Origin of the sequence: Caulobacter sp. (assembly GCF_965279145.1) — a bacterium.
In the GTDB taxonomy this organism is placed as follows: Bacteria; Pseudomonadota; Alphaproteobacteria; order Caulobacterales; family Caulobacteraceae; genus Caulobacter.
This window is the reverse complement of sequence record NZ_OZ257139.1, coordinates 1666180-1690332: the sequence shown is the minus strand read 5'-3', so window position 1 is coordinate 1690332 and position 24153 is coordinate 1666180. Positions and strand designations below refer to the sequence as shown.

Sequence of the window (24153 nt, the reverse complement as noted above, 5' to 3'; positions counted from 1 at the left end):
CCATTGGATTCCTTCCCCGCCTATTTCCCTCTCGCCGGCCGCAAGGTGGTGATCGCCGGTTCCGGCGAAGGCGCCGAGAACAAGGCGCGCCTGTTCGAAGGTTCGCCCGCCACGATCGTCCGGCTGGACGGCCACGCCGCCTTCCTGCCCGGCTCCTATGTCGGCGCGGTCCTCGCCTTCGTGGCCAGTGACGACGAGGTGTTCATCCAGGCGGCGGCGGCGGCGGCGCGCGCGGCGCGGGTGCTGGTCAATGTGGTCGACAAGCCCGCCCTGTGCGACTTCAACACCCCGGCGGTGATCGACCGGGGCGAGGTGGTGGCGGCCGTCGGCACCGGCGGCTCGGCCCCGGTGCTGGCCACCATGCTGCGCAACGACATCGAGGCCCAGGTGCCAGAAGGCGCGGGCCGCGTCGCCGCCATGCTGCGCCGGTTCCAGGACGAGGTGCGCAAGACCCTGCCCGCCCTGCACGAGCGCCGGGCCTTCCTGCGCGACGCCGCCGCTGGCGAAGCGGCCCAGGCGGCCATGGCGGGCGACATGGAGACGGCCGGGCGACTGTTCCGCGAAGCCCTGGCCAAGGGCTCGGCGCGCAAGGGCCGGGTGCGGTTCATCGCCGGCAAGGGTCCATCCGACCTGCTGACCCTGCGGGCGGTGCGCGCTCTGTCGGCGGCCGACGTCCTGATCTTCGATCCGGACGTCGATCCGCAGATCCTGACCATGGCCCGCCGCGATGTCGAGCGGATCACGCCGGAGGACGCCTCGGCCGAGCGCCTGAATCAGCTGGCCGCCGAGGGTCGTCAGATCGTGCGCCTGATCACCGGCCCGGTGGAACCGGCGCTGGTCCAGGCCCTGACCGCCGCCGGCACTGCGGTCGAGGTCTTGCTCTCAGCGCCCGCAAGCTAGGCCTCGTGCAACGAGCGCCCCCTGGTCTCCGGCAGGAAGAACAGGGTGGTCAGCACGCTGACCAGGGTGAAGAACACCGGATACCAGAGGCCCGCATAGATATTGCCCACGGCCGTGACGATGGCGAAGGCGAAGAACGGCACGAAGCCGCCGACCCAGCCCGTGCCGATGTGGTAAGGCAGCGACAGGGCGGTGTAGCGCACCCGGGTCGGGAACAGCTCGACCAGGCAGGCGGCCAGCGGGCCGAACAGCGCCGTCGCGGCGATCACGAACACGAACAGCACGCCGAACATGCCCAGCGTGTTCATCCGCGCCGGATCGGCCTTGGCCGGATAGCCGGCCTTGACCAGGGCGGTCTTGATGGCCGTCTCCGTGGCGGTCTTCACGGCCTTGGTCTGGGCCTTCGACAGGCCCCTGGCGCTGGGCGAGGCCACCTCGACCGATCCCACCCGCATCACGGCCTGACTTCCGGCCGGAGCCTTCTGGTTGGCGTAGGACACCCCGGCATTGGCCAGGGTGCTCTTGACGATGTCGCAGGACGACACGAATGCCGCCTTGCCGACCGGGTCGAACTGCAGGGCGCAGTCCCTGGGGTCGGCGACGACCACGACCGGCGACCTGGCCGACGCCTCGGCCAGGGCCGGATTGGCGGCGCGCTCCATCAGGTGGAAGCCGGGGAAATAGAAGGCCAGGGCCAGGGTCATCCCGGCCAGCATCACCGGCTTGCGGCCTACCTTGTCGGATAGCGCCCCGAACACGACGTAGAAGACGGCGCTGACGGCCGTGGCGCTCATCATCAGGGTGTTGATGGTGACGGGATCGACCTTGAGGAACTTCTCCATGAAGGTCTGGACGTAGAAGAAGCTGGTGTACCAGACGGCGCCCTGGGCGCACATCATCGACAGGAAAGCCAGGATCACCAGCTTCATGTTCTTCCACTCGCCGAACGCCTCGGCATAGGGGGCCTTCGAGGTTTCGCCCTCTTCCTTCATCTTGGCGAAGGCGGGGCTTTCAGAGAGCTTCAGGCGCATCCAGACCGAGACGCCCAGCAGACCGATCGAGACGGCGAACGGGATGCGCCAGCCCCAGGCGTCGAACGCTTCAAGACCGATCGCGGCGCGGGTCCCCAGGATGACCAGCAGGGCGCCAAACAGGCCGAAGGCCGCCGAGGTCTGCACCCACGAGGTCGACCAGCCACGCTTGTTGGGGGGCGAATGCTCGGCCACATAGATGGCCGCTCCGCCATACTCGCCGCCCAGGGCGAAGCCCTGCACGCAGCGCATGATGATCAGCAGGATCGGCGAGATGATTCCGGCCTGCTGGTAGGTGGGCAGGAAGGCGATCGCGAAGGTCGCGCCGCCCATCAGCAGAACCGTCGCCAGGAAGGCGCCCTTGCGACCGGCCTGGTCGCCGATCTTGCCGAACACCAGAGCCCCGATCGGCCGAAAGGCGAAACCCACCCCGAACAGGGCCAGGGCGGCGATATAGCCGGCCGAGTCGCTGAGGCCGGTGAAGAAGGTCTTGGAAATGACCTGCGCCAGGCTGCCGAAAATGAAGAAGTCGTACCATTCGAACGCCGTGCCGGCGGACGAAGCCGCCACCACCGTGCGCATCGACGCGCTTTCTTCCTTGGTCGCCAGGTCGGTCATTCTCTTCCCCCTTGAGGCGCGCTCTGCGGCCACGCCCCACTTCGCGCCAGCTTTAGCGCGGTTCGATCTCTGGGGAAACTCAGGCGACGGCGGTGTCCGGAACCAGGTTGTCGGGCTCGGTCAGCCGCAGAATCTCAGCGATCAGGGCGGCCGGAGCGATCGGCTTGGCGGCCACCCCGTCCATGCCGGCGGCGCGATAGGTCGCGCGCTGATGGGCCATGACATTGGCGGTCAGGGCGATGATCGGCGTCATGCCGGCCGCGCCCGGCAGGGCCCGGATCCGGCGCGACGCTTCCAGCCCGTCGATGCCGGGCATCTGCACATCCATCAGGATGAGGTCGAAGCCCCCCGTCCGGGCCGCCTCGACACCCGAGAGCCCGTCATCGGCCGTACGCACCGACGCGCCCAGCTGTTCCAGGATGCGCGAGGCGACCATCTGGTTGGTGGGGTTGTCCTCGACCAGCAGGATCCGCAGACCCGCCAGGATTTCGCCGGCCTGCTGTTCGATCGCGACCGGCGCGACGGCGGGGGGCGCCGCTATGGTCAGTGTGAAACGCGATCCGACGCCGGGCTCGGACTCGAAGACCACCGCTCCGCCCAGCATCTCGGCCAGCCGGCGGGTGATCGCCAGGCCCAGACCAGACCCTCCGAACCGACGGGTGGTGCTGGCGTCGCCCTGCTCGAAGCGTTCAAACAGGCGCGCTTGCGCCGCCCGGGGCACGCCCACGCCGGTGTCGATGACGTCGAAGGCGATCGTCGGGCCGGTCGATGTCTGAAGGCGCCGGCCGCGAACCAGCACAGAGCCCTTGAGGGTGAATTTCAGGGCGTTGCCGATCAGGTTGAACAGGGCCTGTCGCAGGCGGGTGGGATCGGTCTCGATCCAGCCCAGATCGGGGGCGTCGATCGTCAGCACCAGGCCCTTGTGTTCGGCCTGGGCGGCCAGCAGCCGGCCGACGCCGCGCACCAGCTCGCCCGGATCGACGGGCTCGCGGTTCATCTCCAGCCGCCCGGCCTCGATGCGCGAGATATCGATCACGTCATCCAGCAAGGTCGACAGCATCTGGCCGCAGGCCAGGGCCTCGCCCAGCAGGGCGTGGGCGTCGCCCGGCAGGGTCTGTCGCTTGAGCAGATGCATGACGCCCAGCACGCCGTTCATGGGCGTGCGGATCTCGTGGCTCATATTGGCCAGGAACTGGGCCTTGGCCTCGCTGGCCGCCTGGGCCGCGCGCTCGGCGGCCACCAGGGCCAGCTCGGCCCGCTTCTTCTCGTCGATGTCGAGGATCAGCCCGAACGCCTTGCGGGCCTGGCCCGCCGCGTCGCGACGGACCTCGTGGAAGATCCGCATCCAGCGTTCCTGGCCAGCGGCGGTAACCAGGCGCACATCGAAGGTCTGGGGCCCGGCCTGTCGCCACTGGCCCGCGGTCGTATAGATCATCTCCCGATCGTCGGGATGGATCATCGGCCAGACGGCCTCATGGACGTCTTCATAACTGATCCGGCGCCCCATGATGCGGTGGAACTCGGGCGAACCCCAGAAGCCCTTGTCCACGTGGTCGATCTCGTAGACCCCGGCCCGGGCCGCGCCGAGAGCGACCCGCAGCCGCCGGGCGTTGACCCGCGCCTCGCGCCGGGCGTCGGCCAGGGCGGTGATGTCGTCCATATAGGTGATGACGCCGACAATCGCGCCGGTCGCGTTGCGCCACGGCCGCGCCTCCCAGCGCAGGCAGTGTTCGACGCCCTCGGCGTCCCGCAGCCGGTCCTCGCGCCGGGCGATCGTCTCGCCGGACAGCGCCCGGGTCACGGCCGAGACAAAGCGGCGGCGCGTGCCCTGGGTGAGCACGCCCAGCGACTTGCCGATCACCTCGGCCTCGGTCGACTTGAACACTTCGAGGAACTTGGGGCTGACCACCCGCAGCCTCAGGTCCAAGTCATAGACCGCCACCGCGAACGGCGCTTCCTCGACCAGCTGGCGGGCCCGCCGCTCGCCCCACAGCGCCGCGTCGCGGCTGCGGGCCACCTCGGTGACGTTCTGCGAGATGCCCTTGAGGGCGAACAGGCCGCCGTCCAGGGGTTCGCCCCGGAAGGTCGAGCGCAGGGTGAACCACTGGCCGTCGCGGCCGCGCAACCGATATTCCACCGTGCCGGGCTGGCCCGAGGTCACGGCGTTGGCGAAGGTCTGGAACACCGCGTCGCGCTGGTCGTCGGGCAGATGCGACAGGAAGAGCTCGACCGTGGCCAGGTCGGCCGGCGACAGGCCGGCGGCGATCAGGGCGTCGGGCGACCATTCGATCGCCCCGCTCCGCGGATCGTAGCTCCACACGCCGATCCCGGCGGCCTCGGCCAGCATCTCATGGGTGCGACTGGCGGCAACCTTGGTCGAGATATCGTGAAGGACGCCGACCATCTCGCCGCCGGGTCCCCGCCGCGAATGGCCCTCGAGCCAGATCGTTCCGCCGTCCTTGCGCAACACCCGCAGCCGGTTCACGGCCGAACCCGTCTGGCGGATCCGGCGCCCCGTCTCGACCAGCTCGGCGTGGCTCTCGGGATGGACGAAGCTGACGCAGGCCTGGCCGATCAGATCGTCGGCGGACCAGCCCGTCAGGGCGGTCCAGGCCGGGTTGACCACCGAAAACCGTCCTTCGGGCGTGACGACGGCGAACAGGTCAAGAGCGTTCTCGAAGAACCAGCGCGCGGCCTCCGCCTCGCCGAACGGCGAGGACGCGAGCAGGGTCGCGTCGGAAGACAGGCGCGCGGTCATGGAGGCTCCGGTCGTTTGCGTCCGGATCGTGCGGCCCCAAGGGTAAACTTATGGTTGGCGATATCGAACAACGTTCGCCAATCGCGATATTTCAGACCTCCGCCCACTGGCGCAGCAGATTGTGGTAGGTTCCGGTCAGGCCCAGGATCGACGGATCGTCGACCCCCACCGTCCGCGACAGGCGCTGGATGGCCACGTCCATGTCCAGCAGCAGCGACCGCTTGGCGTCCTCGCGCACCAGGCTCTGGATCCAGAAGAAGCTGGCCGTTCGGGTTCCGCGCGTCACCGCCGTCACATGGTGCAGGCTGGAGGCGGGGTAGAGGATCAGGTCGCCGGCGCCCAGCTTCACGCTGTGACTGCCATACAGGTCGTCGACCACCAGTTCGCCGCCGTCATAGTCCTCGGGTTCGCACAGGAACAGCGTCGCCGACAGGTCGGTGCGCAGGCGCTGGCCGGTGACGGGATCGCGGCGGATCGAGTTGTCGATGTGGTCGCCAAAGCCCATGCCCTGGCCATAGCGGTTGAACATCGGCGACAGGATCGTCCGGGGCAGGGCCGCCGAGACGAACAGCGGATTGACCTCCAGGGCCGCCAGGATGATCGCGCCGACCGCCTTGGCCGCCTCGCCGTCCTGCGGCAGCTGCTGGTTGTTCTTGGCCATGGCGGCCTGGAAGCCCGAGGTGATGTTGCCATCGGCCCAGGGGGCGGCGTCCATGATCGCCCGGCACTGCGCGACCTGCGCCTTGGTCAGGACTTCGGGGATCTGCAGCATCATGAGGGGGTGACTCGGGGCCCCGCGAAGGGAAGAGCCCCATCCGGCGTGGGCCTGCCGGATGGGGCGAACGTCAGGTCGAGAGGGGAGTCTCAGTACTTGACGTTGACGGTGAGCATCGTCTGGCGCGCCGGCGCCGGATCGGCGTGGTGCACGCCGTTGGTGCGAAGGATGTAGCGCTCGTCGGTCAGGTTCTGGACGTTGAGCTGCAGGTCGACCCGGTCGTTGACGGCCCACGAGGCGAAGGCGTCGTAGCGGGTGTAGGACGGGGCATAGACCTTGTTGGCCCCGCCGCCGGCCCCGCCCTGGTTGCCGCCGAAGCTGCGCGACACATAGTAGGCGCCGCCGCCCAGGGCGATCCTGCGGGTCACGCGATAGGTCGTGAACAGGCTGGCGGTATGCTTGGGCGTGTTGGCCAGAGGGTCGCCCTGGTTGACGCCGGTATAGGCGCCGCGCACCAGTTCGCTGTCCATATAGGTATAGCCGCCGAACACCTGCCACTTGGGCGTGACATTACCCGACGCGCCCAGTTCGACGCCCTGGACCATGGTCTCGCCGACCTGCTCATAGATGCCCGGCGAGGTCTGGATCTGGGCGTTCTTGCGCTCGGTGCGGAACACCGCGCCCGACAGGGCCAGGGTGTCGTCGAACAGGTTCCACTTGGCGCCGGCTTCGTAGCTGGTGGTGTCTTCCGGCTCCAGCTGGGTGGTGGACAGATTGCCCGTGCCCACCGAGCCCGAGGTGCTCTGGTCGCCGCCGGCGATGCCCGGAGGCGTCGAGGAGGTCGCGTACGAGGTGTAGACGCTGCTCGACGGGGTCGGCTTGTAGACCAGGCCGACCTGGTAGTTGAAGAAGGTCCAGTTCGCCTCGGCGACGCCCGTATAGGTGACGCTGGTGATCACGCCGTTGGCGCTGGTGCTGCTGACGTTCAGGCCGCTGGTCGAATAGTCGTCGTAGCGGACGCCCAGATTGACCAGCAGCTTGGGGGTCAGGGTTAGGGTGTCGAAGGCGTAGGCGGCGGCGGTCTTGGTCACCGTCCTGGCCGCCGGGGCGCGGGTGATCAGACCGGCCCACGCATCGCCGGTGTTGGGAGCGTAGAGGCGGGTGCAGTCGCCGATTCCGGCCGTCGTCGCGGTGTTGGTAAAGCCGGTCGGACAGGCCGAGCCCGCCGTCGTGTAGATCACGTAGCCGGCGTTCTCGTTGACTTCCCGCGACAGCTCGACGCCGAGATTGAAGCTGTTGCCGATCGAGCCGACGTCGAACTTGCCGGTCAGATCGGTGACCGCCGCGACCGTGGTGGCCGGATTGTAGCGGGCCTTGGTGCCGCGCTTCATCCACCATTCGCCGGCCACGAACTGCGCCGCGCCGCCGTCGCCGGGATTGGTGACGATGTAGTCGTTTACGGTCTTGGAATAGCGGACCGCCTGGCGAACCGAGAAGTCGTCATTGATCTGGTGGTTGAAGACCAGGGTGGCGATGTCGGCCTTGGTCTTCATGAAATCGCGCGAGGCGACGCCGTAATAGGCGTCGCGGGACACATCCAGAATGCCGCTTGCCGGACGCGTCTTGCTGTCGGTTCCGGCCACGCCCCAGGTGCGCTTGCTGGCCAACGGGATGCCGTAGTCGGGGTCCTGGTCGGTGTCGAGGTGGTAGTAGCTGGCCGTCACCTGGGTGTCCGTGCCGATGCCGAAGGCCAGCGACGGCGCGATGCCCCAGCGCTTGAAATCGACGCTGTCCCGACCGGGCGTGTCGCCCTTCGTGGCCATGATGTTCAGGCGGAAGGCGGCGGTGTCGGCGAAAGCGTAGTTGGCGTCGGCCGTGGCCCGCACATAGGAATCGGTTCCGCCGGCTAGCGAGGCGTGCGCGAAATTGGTCGGCTTGGGCGACTTGCTGCCCAGGTTGATGCTGCCGCCGCCCGAGCCGCGGCCGCTATAGACCGAGTCCGGACCCTTGATGACCTCGACCTGCTCGAGGTTGAACACTTCGCGGGTCTGGCCGCCGGCGTCGCGGATGCCGTCGACGAAGACGTTGTTGCCCGAGGCCTGGCCGCGGATGAACGGACGGTCGGCCAGGGGCTGGCCGCCCTCGCCCGCCCCGAAGGTGATGCCCGGCGAGGTGCGCAGGATGTCCTGCAGCGAGGTGGCGGCGGTCTGCTCGATGATCTTGCTGGAGATCACCGTGATCGAGCGCGGCGTGTCGACCAGCGGCGCGGTGTATTTGCCCGACTGGACGTCAGTGGCCTTCTTGCCGTCGACCTTGACGCCCGACACTTCGGTGGCGTCGGCGGGCGCGGTCGCCACGGCGGCGTCCTCAGCGCCGGGCGCCGCGTGGGCCAGGCCCGCGCCGAGGGTGAGGCCGGCCAGGCCGGCGACGGCGGCGGCGCCGAGGGCGCGATGGGGGCGGCTGACGATGCCGCCGATCGGGCCAGAGGTCTTCGGGTTACGCATGAAAAAATCCTGTCCCCAGCAGGGCCGCGGTACATCGCGGCCCGTCCTGATATTGCGAAGCGTTCTTAGCGGCGCCGCAATCGGGACGCAATGATAATCATTCTCAAAATGACAGGGATGGACGGAGCCCGTAGGGGGCCAGTGGTCACCAGGGAACGGCGACCCGTCCTCGACGGGCCCGAGCCCCCCGTGTAACGTTCCACCGTGCGCGCGACTGGCGATTGGAGGGGTCACCCTCGGGGAGCGCGGGCCACAGCAGAGCCGTTCGCCTGGGCGCCCTCACCTCTCGATGGAGCCGCGCCCATGCCGGAAGCCAAGACCTGGATCGCCTTCTGCCTCATCTGCCTGGGCATGGCCCTGACCCCCGGCCCCAACATGCTGTACCTGGTCAGCCGCTCGATCAGCCAGGGACCACTGGCCGGCATCGTCTCGCTGGTCGGCACGGCGGCGGGCTTTGTCATCTATCTGCTGTGCGCGGCCCTGGGCATCACCGCCCTGCTGATGGCCGCGCCCATCGCCTATGACATCCTGCGGTTCGGCGGCGCGCTGTATCTCCTGTGGCTGGCCTGGCAGGCGATCCGGCCGGGCGGCGCCGCGCCGTTCCAGGTGCGCGACCTGCCCCGGGATACGCCGGCCCGGCTGATGGCCATGGGCCTGCTGACCAATCTGCTCAATCCCAAGGCGGCCATGCTGTATCTTTCGCTGCTGCCGCAGTTCATCGACCCGCATCGCGGCGCCGTGATGGGCCAGTCGCTGGTGCTGGGCGGCAGCCAGATCGTCATCAGCCTGACGATCAACGGCGTCATCTGCCTGGCCGCCGGCACGATCGCGAGCTTCCTGGCGACGCGGCCCAGCTTCGTGCTGGTCCAGCGCTGGCTGATGGCCACGGTGCTGGGCGGCCTGGCGGTCCGCATGGCGACAGAAGCCCGGCGCTAACCGACGCTTGACCCGGGACCGGGCGGCGACCCAAATCGCCGTCCGTTTCGGAGTTGCGTTTCCATGTTGTCAAAGATCGTCGCGACCGCGCTCGCCACCGCCGCCTTGTCCCTCGCCGGCGCGGCCCAGGCCGCCGACCTGAAGGCCTGCGCGGTTCCGCCCGACGTGGTCCCCGCCCCGAGCGAGACCCCGCCCGCCGACCAGATCCACACCGACGTGCCGATCGCGGCCTATCTGCTGGCCCTGTTCTGGTCGCCGGAATCCTGCCGGGCCAACATCCCGGAGTCCGACAAGGCCATCCAGTGCCAGGCCAACAGCTTCGGCTTCACCGTCCACGGCCTGTGGCCCAACGGGCCCGACCGCATCCATCCCCGCTACTGCAAGCCCAGCCCGCCGATCAGCCTGAAAACGGTGAAGGCCAATCTGTGCATGACCCCCTCGCCCTGGCTGCTGCAGCACGAGTGGCAGGCCCACGGCACCTGCGACTGGCCCACCCCGGAGGCCTATTTCAGGAAGGCCCGCGCCGTGCGTTCGAAATTGAACGTGCCGGACCTGACGCCGGACGCCAACGGGACGATGACGGCCGGCCAGGTGCGCCAGGCCTTCCTGACGCGCAATCGCGGCCTGACGGCCGAGGGGCTGAATGTGCGGGTCAACAAGGACAATCGCCTGACCGAGGTATGGGTGTGCCTGGACCTGAAGTTCAAGCCGGCCGCCTGTCGCGGCGGCAATGGCACGCCCGACCCGGTGACCATCCGGGTGACGCAGAGGCGGTAGACACAGGTTCGCGGCCTCGCCGGTTTTCACCGGCGAGTGGGGAGGCGGCGGAGCGTCCGGGCCAGGCCCGGATGAGGATAGTTGGAGTACCGTTTCGGCCGTGGCCGGAGCGCTCCGCACGGTTGTTATCCCTCTGGCCGGCACGCGCGGGTCTCGTTCAACCCTTTGCACCCATCCGGGCACTCCCCCTCGCGACGGACCCAGCCTTGGGCTGCAGCCTCGCCGATTCCGGAGGACCCGGAACGAACCTTCGGACGGGCGGAGGCTTTGGCCTTCCTCCGATGGACAGGTTTACGTCCCCTGTCCTCTAAACCCGTACAACCGCCCCCACCGCCCGTCAGGTCGCCAGCTGGACGCCCTCCCCATGCGATGGAGCGAGGAGAAGTATGCGGGCGTTTTTGGGGGTGTTGCGTCGATTTTGCATCGTGACGCTGGGAGGCGGGGTCAGGCCGTTGAATTCGTTGGGATCGGGGCGGGGCTATCCCCGTGCGGGCGCGGGGATAAGGGTCCGACGCGAGACTTCTCCCTTCCCCCTTTGATGGGGGAAGGGTCGGGGGTGGGGGTGACAGAGGTTCAGGATATGGCGCGGCCGGCGTGAAATCGTCCGGCGGTGTCACCCCCATCCCTGCCCTTCCCCCATCAGAGGGGGAAGGGTCGCGCCTTAGCGTGCCAGGTCGTGGGAAAACCTCCGCGCCGGAGGGAGCCATCCTTACATCTCCCGGCGAGACGATCGCCGAGGCGTACAGGTCTCTCAAGGACGACGCGCACGCGTCGCCGTGCTGCGGCTGCCCGGAGGGCCGTGTCGGCGGACAGACCTGTACGCCTCGGCACGCTGCAGCCTCCAAGAGATGTAAGGATCGCACCGACCCTGGAGGTCAGCGGGCGACTGCCTGGATGCTCGATGACGCCGATCCCTCTCCCCTTGCGGGAGAGGGTGGGTGAGGGGTCTCTCAGCCCTTTCCGGACAAGACTTTCAACCCCTCATCCGACCTGCTTCGCAGGCCACCTTCTCCCACAAGGGGAGAAGGAAAGGACCCCAAACGCAAAACGGGCGGCCCCTTTCGGAGCCGCCCGCTGCGTTCATTCCGGAAAGACCGGGCTGAAAAGGCTTACGCCTCTTCGGCCGGGGCTTCCTTCTTGGACAGGTCTTCGCCGGTTTCCTGGTCGACGACCTTCATCGACAGCTTGGTCTTGCCGCGATCGTCGAAGCCGAGAAGCTTCACTTTGACGATCTGGCCTTCCTTCAGCACGTCCGAGGGCTTGGCGACGCGTTCGTTGCTGATCTGGCTGACGTGGACGAGGCCGTCCTTGGCGCCGAAGAAGTTCACGAAGGCGCCGAAATCGACGACCTTGACGACCTTGCCGTCATAGATCGCGCCGACTTCAGCTTCTTGCGTGATCGACTTGATCCAGTCGATGGCGGCCTTGATCTTGGCGCCGTCCGAGGCCGAAACCTTGACCGTGCCTTCGTCGTTGATGTCGACCTTGGCGCCGGTGGTGGCGACGATCTCGCGGATCACCTTGCCGCCGGTGCCGATCACTTCCCGGATCTTGTCGGTCGGGATGGTGATGGTTTCGATCTTCGGCGCGTAGTCGCCGACTTCTTCACGAGGCGCATCCATCGCCTTGTTCATCTCGTTGAGGATGTGCTCGCGGCCGCCCTTAGCCTGGGCCAGCGCTTGCTTCATGATCTCTTCGGTGATGCCGGCGATCTTGATGTCCATCTGCAGCGAGGTGAGACCCTCGCTGGTGCCGGCCACCTTGAAGTCCATGTCGCCCAGGTGATCTTCGTCGCCCAGGATGTCGGACAGAACGGCGAAGCCGTCCTTTTCGAGGATCAGGCCCATGGCGATGCCCGAGACCGGACGGATCAGCGGAACGCCCGCGTCCATCATGGCCAGCGAGGAGCCGCAGACCGTGGCCATCGAGGACGAGCCGTTCGACTCGGTGATCTCGGAGACCAGGCGGATGGTGTAGGGGAAGTCTTCCTTGGCCGGCAGCATCGGGCGCAGGGCGCGCCAGGCCAGCTTGCCGTGGCCGATTTCGCGGCGGCCGGGGCTGCCCATCCGACCGGTCTCGCCGACCGAGAAGGGAGGGAAGTTGTAGTGCAGCAGGAAGGATTCCTTGTAGGTGCCTTCCAGGGCGTCGATGAACTGCTCGTCGTCGCCGGTGCCCAGGGTGGCGACCACGATGGCTTGCGTTTCGCCGCGCGTGAACAGGGCCGAGCCGTGGGTGCGCGGCAGGATGCCGACTTCACCCAGGATCGGACGGACCTTGTCGACGGTGCGGCCGTCGATGCGGATGCCGGTGTCGAGGATGGAGCGACGGACGATGTCGGCTTCCAGTTCCTTGAACACCGAGATCAGCTTCAGCGGATCGATGCCGGCCGGGTTGGTGTCGCTCTTGGCGAAGGTGTCGACGGCCTTGGACTTGGCGGCCGACAGGGCCGCGACGCGGTCGCCCTTGGCGCGGATGGTGTAGGCTTCGGCCAGGTCCTTGCCGACGGCCTTCTTCACTTCGGCCTTCAGGGCGTCGGTGTCTTCCGGCTGGAAGTCGAAGGGTTCCTTGGCGGCGTGTTCGGCCAGTTCGATGATGCCGTTGATCACGGCCTGCATCGACTTGTGGGCGAAGCTGACGCCACCCAGGACGATCTCTTCCGAGAGCTCCTGGATTTCGGATTCGACCATCATCACGGCTTCGGCGGTGCCGGCCACGACGAGGTCCATCTTGCTTTCCTTCAGCTCGTCGAGCGTCGGGTTCAGCACGTATTCGCCGTTGACGTAACCCACGCGGCAGCCGCCGATCGGGCCCATGAACGGGGCGCCGGAGATCACCAGGGCGGCCGAGGCGGCGACCATGGCGACGATGTCGGGATCGTTCTCGAGGTCATGCTGCAGCACGGTGCAGACGACCTGGACTTCGTTCTTGAAGCCCTTGACGAACAGGGGGCGGATCGGACGGTCGATCAGGCGGGAAACCAGGGTTTCCTTTTCCGACGGACGACCTTCGCGCTTGAAGAAGCCGCCCGGGATCTTGCCCGCGGCGTAGGTCTTCTCGATGTAGTTGACGGTCAGCGGGAAGAAGTCTTGACCCGGCTTGGCCTTCTTGGCGAACACGGCGGTGGCCAGGACGACGGTTTCGCCCATGGTGGCCAGAACGGCGCCGTCAGCCTGACGGGCGATACGACCGGTTTCGAGGACCAGGCTCTTGCCGCCCCACTCGATCGTCTTGCGCATGATTTCGAACATATTTGCTTCTTTCGGTTCCGAAGGACCCATTTCCTTCAGGACGGACAGGGGCGGGCGGCCGAATGGCGGTCCCGAGTATTCCTCATCCAGTTCGACAGGCGTCCGGGGATCGTGATCTCCGGCTTACATGTTCGGAGCCGCATGAGGCGGATCCGCAGCAACTCTCGTTTCGGCCTGTCTTGAAACGGGAGCCCAGAAAAGCGTTCGGCCGCCCCGCGTGAGCGAGGCGGCCGACTGCGCCAAAAACTAGCGGCGCAGACCCAGCTTTTCGATGAGGGTCGTGTAACGGCCCAGATCGGACTTCTTCAGGTGGTCGAGGAGGCTGCGACGCTGGGAAACCATCATCAACAGACCACGACGGCTGTGGTTGTCCTTCTTGTGGGTCTTGAAGTGCTCGGTCAGGTTAGCGATGCGCTCGGAGAGGATCGCGACCTGGACTTCGGCGCTGCCGGTGTCACCCTCGGAACGAGCGTGTTCGGCGATAAGAGCGGTCTTGCGCTCGGCAGTGATCGACATCGGGTTGTCTCCGCTCAGGTGAGTTGGAAGACCCGCACCGGATTGAGCTTTCCGGCGCGCATCTCGCACAGGGCCACCAGCTTCTCTCCCGACATGGCGGAAACGGTTCGATCACCGGGCGTGAGCTCGGCTTTCAGCGTTTCAACCTGCCTTGGGAGCAGAACGATGGCGCGTCCCTGCGCAAGCCGGAAGGCGTCTTCATCGGTCACGGCCAGCGCCGGGATGTCGTCCAGCGCGGTCTCGACCGGAAGCAATGCCTCCGACAGGCGGGCCTCATAGCTCAAATTCTCAAGAGTTTCCAGCGATATCGCCGCATCCTCGGTGAACCGGCCCACCCGCGTGCGGCGCAGCTGATCGACGTGACCGCAGGTTTCGAGCTTGGCCGCGAGGTCGCGGACCACGGCGCGGACATAGGTGCCCTTGCCGCATTCCATCTCCAGCACGACGTGATCGACGTCGGGAACCTCCACCACCCGCAGGCTGTGGATGTTGACCTTGCGCGTCGCCAGCTCGAACTCGACCCCGTCGCGGGCCAGGTCATAGGCGCGCTCGCCGTCGACCTTGATGGCCGAATAGTTGGGCGGGATCTGGTCGACCTCGCCGATGAACGCGCCAAGCACGGCCTCGACCTGCTCGCGGGTGGGGCGCGCGTCGGAGGTCGCGGTCGTCTCGCCCTCGCGGTCCAGGGTGGTGGTGTTGCGTCCCCACTGGATGGTGAAGCGATAGGCCTTGTCGGCGTCCATCAGGAACGGAACCGTCTTGGTCGCCTCGCCCAGGGCGATGGGCAGGATGCCGGTGGCCAGCGGATCCAGCGTGCCGGCGTGACCGGCCTTCTGGGCGTTGAACGCGCGGCGCACGCGGCCGACGGCGCTGGTCGAGGTCAGGTCATAGGGCTTGTCCAGGCACAGCCAGCCCGAGACGGGATCGCCCTTCTTGCGACGGGCCATGCCTAGTCTTCGTCCTGGTCGGCCACGTCGGACAGGCGGCGCAGGTCCTGCTGCACCACCGGGTTGTCGAACAGGCGGTCCATATAGGCGGCCGAGTTGAAGCTGTTGTCGTGGATGAACTTCAGGTCGGGCGTGAACTTCATGTCGATGGTCTTGCCCAGGCGGGCGCGCAGGAACTTGGCCACGCGGTTGAGGCCGGCGACCACCACCTCGGGGCTGCCCAGCTCGACGGCGATCCGCGACGGCGACGAGGCCTCGCGGTCGATCTTCGGCGCGATGCCGGCGCCCAGGGGCTCGACGAAGCAGACCGCGTGGCGCAGGTCCGGGGTCAGCCGCACCTCCGTCACCGTCACCGAGACATTGGTCAGGGCCGGGTCCTGCAGGTCTTCATGGCGCAGGATGTCGACCAGGGCGTGGCGGATCAGTTCGCCGGCGCGCAGCTGGCGCTGTGACGGGCCGGTGGGCGCCGCCTTGGGGGTCTTGTCGGTATGGCGCTTCATGGCGCGGTGTCCTTCCGTCCCGGCCGGCGGATCGAACACCGGTGCGCGGGGAAAAATGCAAGGCGCGGTGTCTAGGCTTGTGGGGGGGATAAGTCCAGTGCCGGGCGTCTGAGCATCAGCCCGCCCTGACAAACCCCGTCTCCCCGGCCTTCGCCGGGGAGACGGGATGGAAAGGAACGTGACTAAGCCCCCGTCCGCGCCTTGAAGAACGCGATCACCTTGTCGCGCGTCTGCATGGTCGGGCCCAGCGGATCGGCGCGGTCCAGGTGGAGGGTCAGCACCGAGTGCGGGGCCATGGGCACGCCCTTGGCCGCGTCGGCGTCGTCCAGTTCGATCGTCTCGACATGGTCGCCGAATTCACGCTTCAGCGTCTCGAAGCGGGCGTCGGGGACCAGCTTGTCGGACTTGAACCTCAGGGCCAGCAGCGACAGGTCCTCGGTCTCGAACCGCGTGCGGGCGCAGCTGATCTCGGCGGCCGAACAGCCGATGGAGCCCGCGCCCGTCTTGCCGAACGGCAATGAGGGCTGCGACAGCACCGGCGCCACCACCGACGGCTCGGTCATCATCGCCAAAGCAAAGCCGCCGGTGAAGCACATGCCCACCGCGCCTACGCCCTTGCCGCCGCACTCCTTGTGCGCCTGACGCGCCAGGGCCCGCAGCCAGTCGACGATCGGGCTTGAGCGATCGGTGGCCCAGGCGGTGAACTCGCGACGCACGCACAGGGTCTTGGCGATCTCGCCCAGGGCATAGCCCAGGCTGACGGTCTTGGCGGGCGTGCCGAACAGGCTGGGGCAGAAGACCGTCATGCCCGCCGCCGCCACGTCGCGGGCGAAGGCCAGGACGCCGGGATGCAGGCCGGGCATCTCGTGGATGACGATCACCGCCGGCCCCGAGCCGATCCGATAGACCTCACGGGTCCAGCGGCCGTCGTCGAACTCGAACCGTGTGAAGCCGTCCAGCGCGCTGGTCATGGTGGTTCCGCCCGCTACCCGTTAGTTGAGCGGGAGCTTGGCCGTCATCGGGCCGGCAAACAAGCCTTAGCGAACGCCGTTCAGGTTGTCGGTCCAGTCTTCCAGCGGATCAGGCCGGGCGCCGCCGGGCAGCTTCCATTCGCCGCGCCAGCTGAAATCCAGGGTGCCGCAGACGCGGGTCTGGCCCGGGGCTTCGGCCCCCGCCCTCGCGGGCACGTCGCCCAGGGCCTGGACGCGTAGGTCGCGGCGCAGGGCGATGTTGCTGAAGCTCAGCCACAGCCGGGTCGCACCGGGGCAGAAGGCGCGGATATAGACCTTGCCCTGCTCGGCCTTGGGATCGACCTCGTAGAGATCGGCCTTGGCGTCGACGCCGTCCAGACCGGCGAGGCCCCGGGGCCCCAGATCCTTTTCGCGACCCTTGATCAGCAGGCCCTGGGCCGGCACGCCGGTGGCCAGCACCTTGATCGGCTTGACGCCCAGCAGGCCCTGCTCGAACAGCACGGTCAGGCCGGCGCCGGTCAGCCGCTTGGCGTCCGGCGAGATCGGGTCGTAGGAAAACATCCGCCGTTCGGCGTGGGCGGCCGAGCTCAGCGTGGCGGCCGCCAGAACAATCGAAAGCGCCAGCCTCATCGCTTGAAGTGCAGGTTCGCCGCTTCGGGATCAAAGCCGCTGAGCCGCCAGGTGTCGCCCTCGCGGGTGAAGGTCAGCAGGCAGGGGCCGTCCTTCTTGGCGGCGCAGACCCGGCCGTTGCCGATGGGGCGCAAGGAACCGGCGATGGCCACCCGGCCCGGCAGGGGCTTGTCGGGCGTGTAGCCGTAATAGGTGGCGGCGGCGCGGAAGGTTTCGGGCCGGATCAGGGCCTCGCCGGCCAGGTCGGCGGCCGGGCCCGCCAGCACGGCGGCGACGGCGGCCCACTTGTCGTCGACCTTGCGGCTGCGGGCCTCGGCCATCAGCCGCGCCTCGATCTCGCCCTTCAGGGCCGGGCGGTCGACATGGGCGTCGAACGTCGCGCGGTCACGATCCCGGATCGCCGTCAGCAGGGTGTGAACATCGCCGGCCGCGTCGAGGCGATCGACGGTGGCGCAGGCGCTGAGCGACAGGGTCGCGGCGGTCAGGGCGAGGAGGGCTTTGATACGCATAGTGAAGGCGTAGCGCCGGAATTGGGCGAATTCCAGTCCGATACGTCAGGCGGTGAGGACGTCGAGGCCCCTGCGACGGGCTGCGGCGACCAGATCCCTGTCGCAGGACGCCAAGGTCGCGCCCAGCCGAACCGTCGGTTCGAGATAGGCGGCGTCGTAGAGGGTGAGGTCTTCCTGGCGGGAGATTTCGACAGTCGCGCCCCAGGCGTGAATGTCGGTATGGAGGTCGATGGCGATCGGGAGATCGGACAGAAGCCGCAGAGCCCGATCCGCGAATGCGACATCGCACCGCCCGCGCCTGATCGAATTTCGCAGGACATTGGCGATTTCGAGCCGCCAGAGAGACGGGACGGTTGCGCCCTCCCGGCCGACCATGCGGATAACACCCTGGGCCGCCCGATTGGCTTCGTCCTCGAAGATCGCCGCAATCGTCATTGAGGCGTCGAGAACCAGGATCACCCGCGCCGGCCCTCTTCGATCAGCTCACGGATCGTCACATCGCCCAGCGTCACGCCGCGACCGTTTTCGATCAGCGCCTAGGCGGCCGCCATCGCCTCGGGGCTTCCCTTGAGCGGGATTTTCCTGGCGCGGCGAATGACGATATCGCCGTCCTTGGCTTCGATCTCGACCCGCTCACCATCGACCAGGCCCGCAGCGCGCCCGGCGTCCCGCAGGCCGCCCGAGGCCATGGCCTCACCCCATGTTCCGACCGTGATCTGGTTCATGCCCAGGCTCCAACAGGCGATTATCTTGCCACGCCGCGCCTTTTCCGTCGAGTTCGCCGGCCGCAAACGAAAAAGGCGCGGACCTTGCGATCCGCGCCCTTCCGATGGTTTTTGATCTCAAGGCCGGCCCTAGTCGAGCTGGCGCTTGATCTCCTCGACGGTGAAGCACTCGATGGTGTCGCCGACCTTGATGTCCTGGAAGCCGGCGAACATCATGCCGCACTCCTGGCCGGACGGGACCTCATTGACCTCGTCCTTGAAGCGCTTGAGCGTCTGCAGGGTGCCCAGTTCGAGCACCACGATGTCCTGACGGATGATCCGGACCTTGGCGCCCTTGCGCACGACACCTTCGGTGACGCGGCAACCGGCGACCTTGCCGACCTTGGAGATGTCGAAGGCTTGCAGCACTTCGGCGTTGCCCAGGAAGGTTTCGCGCTGGATCGGCGCCAACATGCCCGAGAGCACGCCTTTGATGTCGTCCAGCAGGTCGTAGATGATCGCGTAGTAACGGATCTCGACGCCTTCGCGCTCGGCCAGCGCCCGCGCCTGGGCCGAGGCCCGGACGTTGAAGCCGATGAGCGGCGCGCCGGCGCCCTTGGCCAGCATGACGTCGCTTTCGCTGATCGCCCCGGCGCCCGACAGGATGATCCGCGCGCGGACCTCGTCGGTCGACATGGCGTCCAGCGACCCGATGATCGCTTCGGCCGAGCCCTGCACGTCGGCCTTGATGACCAGCGGCAGTTCGCGGAACTTCTTGTCCTGCAGCTTGGCCATCATGTCGGCCATGCTGGTGGCGCCCGCGCCGACCGGATGCATCGATTTCTCGCGCTTCTGGCGGATACGATATTCGGTCAGCTCGCGAGCGCGGGCTTCGTTTTCCACCACGGCGAAGGTGTCGCCGGGCGAAGGAACGCCGTCCAGGCCGAGGATCTCGACCGGGGTGGCCGGACCAGCTTCGGTCAGTTGCTCGTTACGCTCGTTGAGCAGGGCGCGAACCCGGCCGAACTGGCTGCCGGCCACGACGATGTCGCCGCGCTTCAGCGTGCCGCGATTGACCAGCACGGTGGAGACCGCGCCGCGACCCTTGTCGAGCTTGGCCTCGATCACCACGCCGTCGGCGGTGCGGTCGGGGTTGGCCTTCAGGTCGAGGACCTCGGCCTGCAGCAGGATGCGCTCGATCAGTTCGTCCAGGCCCTGGCCGGTCTTGGCCGAGACTTCGACGATCTGGGTTTCGCCGCCCAGGCTTTCGACCACGATCTCGTGTTGCAGCAGCTCGTTGACCACGCGGGTCGGGTCCGAGCCCGGCTTGTCCATCTTGTTGACGGCCACGATGATCGGCACGTTGGCGGCGCGGGCGTGTTTGATCGCCTCGACCGTCTGCGGCATGACGCCATCGTCGCCGGCCACCACCAGGATCACCAGGTCGGTGATGTTGGCGCCGCGAGCCCGCATTTGCGAGAAGGCCGCGTGACCAGGGGTGTCGAGGAAGGTGACCTTCTCGCCGCCTTCCAGGCGAACCTGGTAGGCGCCGATATGCTGGGTGATGCCGCCGTGCTCGCCGCCGGCCACATCGGCCTTGCGCAGCGCGTCCAGCAGGCTGGTCTTGCCGTGGTCGACGTGACCCATGACGGTGACGACCGGGGGCCGGGGCTCCAGGTGATCGTCGATGTCCTCGGCGCCGATGAAGCCTTCTTCGACGTCGGCTTCCGACACGCGGCGCACGGTGTGACCAAATTCGGTCGCCACCAGCTCGGCGGTATCGTTGTCGATGACGTCGTTGATCTTCAGCATCACGCCCTGACGCATCAGGAACTTGATGATCTCGACACCACGCACGGCCATCCGGTTGGACAGTTCCTGCACGGTGATGACGTCAGGAATGACCACTTCGCGGCTGACCTTAACAACTTCAGCGGGACCGCCGCGACGCTTTTCCTTTTCACGTTCACGGGCTCGGCGAACCGAGGCCAGCGAACGCATGCGGTCGGCGGAGTCTCCGTCGCCGGCCACGGTCTGGATCGTCAGGCGGCCTTCGCGGCGCACCGGCGCGCCCTTGGCGCGCGAGACGGCCTTGCCGGGGGCGGCGGCCTTGCGGCGATCATCGTCGTCCTCGGGCCGGCGGCTGACTTCGCCGCCGGGACGCGGGGCCGAACGCATGGCGCGCTGGACTTCCGGGGTCGCCGGAGCGGCGGCCGGAACGCCAGGACGCGGACCGCGCGGCGGACCGCCGGGGCCCGGACGGGCGCCGGGCGCCGGGCGGGGCGCCAGGGCCGAATAGCGGACGGTCTGGGTCGGACGGTCGCCCTGGGGACGGTCGCCTTGCGGACGATCACCCTGCGGACGGTCGTTGCGGAAACCGCCGGCGCCTTCAGGACGCGGACCACGCGGCGCGGCGTCGGGACGCGGCGCGCGTTGATTATAGGGGCCGTCCTGGCGCGGGGCGCGCTGGTTGAACGGCCGGTCGCCCTGAGGACGATCGCCTTGCGGACGATCACCCTGCGGCGGGCGCTCGCCGGCCGGCGGACGATAGGTGGTGGTCGACGAGCGGTCGTCGCGACGGTCGCGGCTGGGCTCGTAGGTGCGGGTCTGGCCACCAGGAGCGGCCGGACGCGGACCTTCGGCACGCGGCGCGGCAGGCGCGGCGGCGACCGGCGGCGCGGCGGGAGCCGGCGTCGGAGCCTGCGCGACAGGCGCTTGCGGGGCGGGGGCCTGAACGACCGGCGCGGCGGGAGCCGCAGCGACGGGCGCGGGAGCCGGGGTCGGCGCGGCGACAGGCGACGGGGTCGGCGGCGGTTCAGCGGCGGCCTTCGCGGCGGCGGCGGCCTTGGCGGCGGCCTCGCGCGCGGCGGCTTCAGCGGCCCGAGCCTTGGCTTCGTCGGCGGCGCGTTGCGTCGCCTGACGGTCCTGGTTCTCGCGAGCCGCCTCGATGGCGCGCTGGCGAGCGCGCATCTCGTCCTGCGACAGGCCGCCAGCCGAACTGCCGCCACCCGAAGATTGGGACGAACGCGGCTCGTTGGTGTGACGGCGCTCGGCCGAGGACGGCGCGGCCAGATTACCGGCCGGCGCGGCGTGCGGACGGGTCCGCTTGGTTTCGACCACTACCGTCTTGGTGCGGCCGTGGCTGAAGCTTTGCTTCACCACGCCGGCGCTCACCGAGCCCTGGCGGGGCTTCAGTGTGATGGGCGCGCGCCCACCTGGGGTGCCGGGCCGACCGTTATCGTTCTCGTCGCTCATGCGCTCGCTTGTACTTCCGCCAGACAAGGCCTGGCCAAAAACCGTTCGTTCCATGTGAGAAAGGGGCCCGGACGTACTCCCACGAAGGAAGCTCGTTTCCCGACCCTTCACTCACGGGCCCAACCCGAAGGGTTGCGCTCCACCTCAAAGATTCTAGAGCCTTGCGATCAGACCGGCCACGCCGGTTCAATCGAAAGACCCTAGGGCTCCTCGCGCCAACTCGCCGACCAGGTCGGAGGGAGTAGCGGGCGGAAGCCTGATAACCGCTCGACGTCTAAAGTCCAGCGATCAGTGCCACGCCCGGCAAGAAGCGCCGTGTGTATCACATTCTCCCCGCCCAAGGCCAAACCCAATTCATCGGACGTGAACATCCCCAGAATTCGCGGGGTGTTCGGGGCCTTGTAGACGGCGGTGAGCATCTTTCGGCGACCATCGTCGGCGCCGTCGGACGCCTCGATCAGCCAGGCCGTCTTGCCGGAATTCAGCGCGGCGACGACTTTCTCGAACCCCGAGATAATGTTTCCGGCGCGCCGCGCAAGGCCCAGGCCGTCAAGCACCCGCTTGGCCAGCAGGGCCTCGACCTGGTCGGCCAGGTCGGCCGGCGCGGTCAGCTTCGTCTTGGCCGAGCGCGAGAACAGGCCCTTCTTGGCGGCCAGCGTCACGGAGTCGCGGTCGGCGCCGACCCAGATCCCGCGTCCCGGCAGCTTGCGCGCCAGGTCGGGAACCACGATCCCGCCCGGCCCCTCGACGAAGCGGATCAGCTTGGTCTCGTCGGTCGCCTCGCCCAGAACGACATCCTTGCGAAGGCGGAAAGCCTCGGCATGGGTCTTGGGGGCATTGGGATCGACGGGAACGTCGATGTCAGCCGGAGGATCGAGGGGGTCTTGGTTCATGCGGCTCTTGAAAGACCTCGGCCCTCCCGACGGACGGGAGGGCCGAAGCGTTTCCTAGTCCTGCGGCTCTTCGACGGCGACCGGCTCTTCGGCTTCGGCTTCGACAGCCTCGCCTTCCACGGCCTCGGCTTCGAATTCGCCCTCCTCATAGGCGACTTCTTCGTATTCCGGCTCCGGCGGGGCCTCGACCCAGCCCATGACGATCCGGGCGCGCATGATCAGCGCCTCGGCGTCTTCCGGCGACAGGTTGAAGCTTTCCAGAATGCCCGGCTCGCGCACGCGCTCGCCGTTCTTGCTCTCGAACCAGCCGCGCATGTCGTCGGGCACCAGGCCGGCCAGATCCTCGACGGTCTTCACATCGCCTTCGCCCAGGGCCACGGCCATGGGCAGGGTGACGCCTTCGATCTCGAGCACGGCGTCCTCGACGCCCAGTTCGACGCGCTTGGCGTCCAGGGCGGCGGCTTCCTTGTCGAGGAATTCGCGGGCGCGGGCCTGCAGTTCCTCGGCGGTCTCGTCGTCGAAGCCTTCGATGGCCGCGATCTCGTGCGGCTCGACATAGGCGACGTCTTCCACCGCAGCGAAGCCTTCGGTGACCAGCAGCTGGGCGATGACCTCGTCCACGTCCAGGGCTTCCTGGAACAGGGCCGTGGTTTCGGTGAACTGCTTCTGACGGCGCTCGCTCTCCTGGCTTTCCGTCATGATGTCGATCTGCCAGCCGGTCAGCTGCGAGGCCAAGCGGACGTTCTGGCCGCGACGGCCGATGGCCAGCGACAGCTGCTCATCGGGCACCACGACTTCGACGCGCTCGTCTTCCTCGTCCATGACGACCTTGGAGACTTCGGCCGGGGCCAGGGCGTTGACGATGAAGGTCGCCTCGTCCTCGGACCACTGGATGATGTCGATCTTTTCGCCCTGCAGCTCGGCCACCACCGCCTGCACGCGCGAACCGCGCATGCCGACGCAGGCGCCGACGGGGTCGATCGAACCGTCGTTGGAGATCACGGCCATCTTGGCGCGCGAACCCGGATCGCGGGCGACGGCGCGGATCTCGATGACGCCGTCATAGACTTCCGGCACTTCCTGCGCGAACAGCTTGGCCATGAAGCCGCCGTGGGCGCGCGACAGCATGATCTGCGGGCCCTTGGTCTCGCGACGGACGTCGTAGATGTAGGCGCGGATGCGGTCGCCGACGTTGAAGTTCTCGCGCGGGATCGACTGGTCGCGGCGCATGATGCCCTCGCCGCGGCCCAGGTCGACGATGACATTGCCGTATTCGACGCGCTTGACGCTGCCGTTGACGATCTCGCCGGCGCGATCCTTGTACTCGTCGTACTGGCGCTCGCGCTCGGCTTCGCGAACCTTGTGCATGACGACCTGGCGGGCCATCTGCGTCTGGACGCGGCCGATCTCGAACGGCGGCAGGTCTTCTTCATAGACCTTGCCGATTTCGGCGTCGCGCCAGGTGCGCTTGGCGATCGACAGCTGGACCTGGCCGATCTCGCCCTCGATCTCCTGATCGTCGCCGACCACGGTGATGATCCGCTTCTGGCTGGTCTCGCCGGTGCGCGGATCGATCTTCACCCGGATGTCGTGCTCGGCGCCGTAACGGGCGCGGGCCGCCTTCTGCAGGGCGTCCTCGATCGCCTCGATGACGACTTCCTTCTCGATGCCTTTTTCGCGCGCGACCGCGTCAGCGATCTGCAGCAGCTCGAGCCGGTTGGCGGAAATGCCGATGGCCATG

General features: G+C 67.8%; 19 protein-coding genes and 1 riboswitch. Of the genes, 3 read left to right on the top strand and 16 right to left on the bottom strand.

The window, feature by feature from the left end; all coding sequences use genetic code 11:
• Positions 1-3: 3 nt before the first annotated feature.
• Complete coding sequence (locus ACQY9P_RS07895; protein ID WP_421739798.1) at positions 4-900, top strand: NAD(P)-dependent oxidoreductase; 897 nt, start codon at positions 4-6, stop codon at positions 898-900.
• On the opposite strand, the gene ACQY9P_RS07890 is transcribed toward ACQY9P_RS07895, so the two are convergent.
• From ACQY9P_RS07890 to ACQY9P_RS07875, 4 genes are all read right to left on the bottom strand, one after another.
• A complete protein-coding gene (locus ACQY9P_RS07890) occupies positions 897-2549 on the bottom strand; it encodes an MFS transporter (RefSeq protein ID WP_421739799.1) in 1653 nt (550 codons plus the stop codon). The two genes, ACQY9P_RS07895 and ACQY9P_RS07890, sit on opposite strands and share 4 nt — an antisense overlap.
• 79 nt (positions 2550-2628) lie before the next feature.
• Positions 2629-5307 carry a PAS domain S-box protein gene (locus ACQY9P_RS07885; protein ID WP_421739800.1) on the bottom strand — a complete coding sequence of 893 codons (2679 nt, stop codon included), beginning with the start codon at positions 5305-5307 and terminating at the stop codon, positions 2629-2631.
• Between the two features lie 91 nt (positions 5308-5398).
• On the bottom strand, positions 5399-6082 hold the full coding sequence (locus ACQY9P_RS07880; RefSeq protein WP_421739801.1) for a Fe2+-dependent dioxygenase: 684 nt from the start codon (positions 6080-6082) through the stop codon (positions 5399-5401).
• Positions 6083-6171: 89 nt separating this feature from the next.
• On the bottom strand, positions 6172-8526 hold the full coding sequence (locus tag ACQY9P_RS07875; RefSeq protein WP_421739802.1) for a TonB-dependent receptor: 2355 nt from the start codon (positions 8524-8526) through the stop codon (positions 6172-6174).
• Between the two features lie 200 nt (positions 8527-8726).
• A riboswitch (ZMP/ZTP riboswitch) is annotated at positions 8727-8808 on the top strand.
• Positions 8809-8829: 21 nt separating this feature from the next.
• Here ACQY9P_RS07875 and ACQY9P_RS07870 point away from each other — a divergent pair.
• Together ACQY9P_RS07870 and ACQY9P_RS07865 are read left to right on the top strand one after the other, a co-directional pair.
• A complete protein-coding gene (locus tag ACQY9P_RS07870; protein WP_421739803.1) occupies positions 8830-9462 on the top strand; it encodes a LysE family translocator in 633 nt (210 codons plus the stop codon).
• Between the two features lie 63 nt (positions 9463-9525).
• Positions 9526-10239 carry a ribonuclease T2 gene (locus tag ACQY9P_RS07865; protein WP_421739804.1) on the top strand — a complete coding sequence of 238 codons (714 nt, stop codon included), beginning with the start codon at positions 9526-9528 and terminating at the stop codon, positions 10237-10239.
• A 1109-nt stretch (positions 10240-11348) separates the two neighbouring features.
• Here the strand turns inward: ACQY9P_RS07865 and pnp are convergent.
• The 12 genes from pnp to nusA form a co-directional block, all read right to left on the bottom strand.
• A complete protein-coding gene (pnp, locus tag ACQY9P_RS07860; protein WP_421739805.1) occupies positions 11349-13487 on the bottom strand; it encodes a polyribonucleotide nucleotidyltransferase in 2139 nt (712 codons plus the stop codon).
• 246 nt (positions 13488-13733) lie between these two features.
• Positions 13734-14003 carry a 30S ribosomal protein S15 gene (rpsO, locus tag ACQY9P_RS07855; RefSeq protein WP_421739806.1) on the bottom strand — a complete coding sequence of 90 codons (270 nt, stop codon included), beginning with the start codon at positions 14001-14003 and terminating at the stop codon, positions 13734-13736.
• A 14-nt stretch (positions 14004-14017) separates the two neighbouring features.
• The gene (truB, locus tag ACQY9P_RS07850; RefSeq protein WP_421739807.1) at positions 14018-14950 is read right to left on the bottom strand and encodes a tRNA pseudouridine(55) synthase TruB; all 933 of its coding nucleotides are present in this window, start codon (positions 14948-14950) and stop codon (positions 14018-14020) included.
• Positions 14951-14952: 2 nt separating this feature from the next.
• Positions 14953-15450, bottom strand: coding sequence for a 30S ribosome-binding factor RbfA (gene rbfA, locus ACQY9P_RS07845; RefSeq protein ID WP_421739808.1), 498 nt, complete (start codon positions 15448-15450; stop codon positions 14953-14955).
• A gap of 182 nt (positions 15451-15632) precedes the next feature.
• Positions 15633-16421 (bottom strand): dienelactone hydrolase family protein, encoded by a 789-nt coding sequence (locus tag ACQY9P_RS07840; RefSeq protein WP_421739809.1) that lies wholly within the window; start codon positions 16419-16421, stop codon positions 15633-15635.
• A 66-nt stretch (positions 16422-16487) separates the two neighbouring features.
• Positions 16488-17051, bottom strand: a complete 564-nt coding sequence (locus tag ACQY9P_RS07835; protein WP_421739810.1) for a hypothetical protein — start codon at positions 17049-17051, stop codon at positions 16488-16490.
• Positions 17048-17560: a DUF2939 domain-containing protein gene (locus ACQY9P_RS07830; RefSeq protein WP_421739811.1), complete on the bottom strand. Its 513-nt coding sequence runs from the start codon at positions 17558-17560 to the stop codon at positions 17048-17050. The genes ACQY9P_RS07835 and ACQY9P_RS07830 overlap by 4 nt, the downstream gene beginning before the upstream one ends.
• Positions 17561-17605: 45 nt before the next feature.
• Complete coding sequence (locus ACQY9P_RS07825) at positions 17606-18019, bottom strand: type II toxin-antitoxin system VapC family toxin (RefSeq protein ID WP_421739812.1); 414 nt, start codon at positions 18017-18019, stop codon at positions 17606-17608.
• A gap of 77 nt (positions 18020-18096) precedes the next feature.
• Positions 18097-18285 (bottom strand): hypothetical protein, encoded by a 189-nt coding sequence (locus ACQY9P_RS07820; RefSeq protein WP_421739813.1) that lies wholly within the window; start codon positions 18283-18285, stop codon positions 18097-18099.
• 129 nt (positions 18286-18414) lie between these two features.
• Complete coding sequence (gene infB / locus ACQY9P_RS07815) at positions 18415-21519, bottom strand: translation initiation factor IF-2 (RefSeq protein WP_421739814.1); 3105 nt, start codon at positions 21517-21519, stop codon at positions 18415-18417.
• A gap of 200 nt (positions 21520-21719) precedes the next feature.
• Entirely contained in the window at positions 21720-22412 is a 693-nt protein-coding gene (locus ACQY9P_RS07810) for an RNA-binding protein (protein ID WP_421739815.1), read from the bottom strand.
• A 54-nt stretch (positions 22413-22466) separates the two neighbouring features.
• Entirely contained in the window at positions 22467-24152 is a 1686-nt protein-coding gene (gene nusA, locus ACQY9P_RS07805; protein ID WP_421739816.1) for a transcription termination factor NusA, read from the bottom strand.
• Position 24153: the final 1 nt, after the last annotated feature.